Origin of the sequence: Saccharomonospora iraqiensis subsp. paurometabolica YIM 90007, assembly GCF_000231035.2 — a bacterium.
Lineage (GTDB): Bacteria > Actinomycetota > Actinomycetes > Mycobacteriales > Pseudonocardiaceae > Saccharomonospora > Saccharomonospora paurometabolica.
The window spans coordinates 6,463-7,806 of sequence record NZ_KI912216.1; the positions used below are offsets into that span (position 1 = coordinate 6,463).

At 74.4% G+C, this 1,344-nt stretch carries 1 protein-coding gene and 1 pseudogene; both read right to left on the reverse strand.

The window, feature by feature from the left end:
* Positions 1 to 210 (reverse strand): annotated as a pseudogene (locus SACPADRAFT_RS33755) (metal-dependent hydrolase); the annotation flags it as partial.
* Positions 211 to 474: 264 nt separating this feature from the next.
* Positions 475 to 1,344, reverse strand: an 870-nt coding sequence (locus SACPADRAFT_RS0206715) for a molybdopterin molybdotransferase MoeA (protein WP_007027636.1), incomplete at its 5' end; no start/stop codon positions are given.

Below are 1,344 nucleotides of genomic sequence, written 5' to 3' on the forward strand. Positions count from 1 at the left end.
GCCTTGCGCAACAGCCAGGACAGCGCGCCCGTGACCGGCCCGAGGAGCTTCGAGGCGCGCGCGCCGGGATGGTCGAGGTCGGGGCAGCAGCGCGAATCCCGCCGTGGTGGCGGCGAACACCACCGCCTGCGCGAGCGTGGTGATCCCCACCGCGGGCGCGACGGCGAGCCCGGCGCACCACCCGGTCGCCGCATGGGTGCGACCCATCATGACGTCAGCTGGCCCCTTCCGGCGTCGGCATCGAACGAACAGGCGTCGACGGTCGTCGACGAGCGCTGCCAGTCTCCCGGACACCACCCCGGCGATGATCATGGCCCCCGCCCTTCTGCCGGCACCCGCATACTCACGCGCCCGCTCCCACCCCCGGGGTGTGCCGTGAAGGACCCCTTCGCTGCGGTGAGTGCCGTGAAGGGCCCCCTCGCTGCATGTGACGCAGGGAAGGACCCCTTCACGGCACACCCCGGGACGGGCTGCTCAGAGGAGGAGGACGTCGACCTCCGAGTCGGCGGGGGCCGCGGTGGTGTCCTCCGGGAGCACGATCAGGCAGTTGGCCTCGGTGAACGCCGCCAGCAGGTGCGAGCCCGGCCCGCCGCGCGGGCCGACGACCCCGGTGACGTGCCCCCGGCCCGGGGAACCGGGGGTGTGGTGGCCGCGGCGGAACTGCCGCTTGCCCGCGGGGGAGGTCAGGTCCTCGGTCAGCCGTGCCCGTACCCGGCGCCGGTCGACGTCGGTGTGCCCGAGCGCCGACAACAACGCGGGCCGGACGAACGCCTCGAACGACACCAGCACGCTCACCGGGTTCCCGGGCAGCGTCACCACCGGCACCCCGTCCCAGTGTCCGCAGCCCTGGGGACCGCCCGGTTGCATCGCGACCTTCGTGAACCGGACGCCGATGCCGGTCAGGGCGTCCTTGACCACCTCGTAGGCACCGGCGCTCACCCCGCCGGACGTGATCACCAGGTCCGTCCCCGGCAGGCGGGACTCCACGGCCGCGCGGAAGGTGTCGACGTCGTCGGCCACGCTGCGCAGCGTCTCCACCCGGCAGCCGAGGGCGGTCAGGGCCGCGGCCAGCATGATGCTGTTCGACTCGTAGATCTGCCCGTGCCGCAGCGGCTCCGGCGGGAGCACCAGCTCGGTACCGGTGGACACGACCAGCACCCTCGGCGGCTCGTACACGGCGAGCCGGTCCAGTCCGATCGCGGAGGCGAGGCCCAGGTGTGCGGGGCCGAGCACGGTGCCCGCGGCCAGGGCGGTGGCGCCGGCGGCCACGTCCTCACCCGACCGGCGGATGTGCGCCCCGGGGTCGACGGTGGCGAACACGCGCACCCGTCCGGTGCCCGCGTC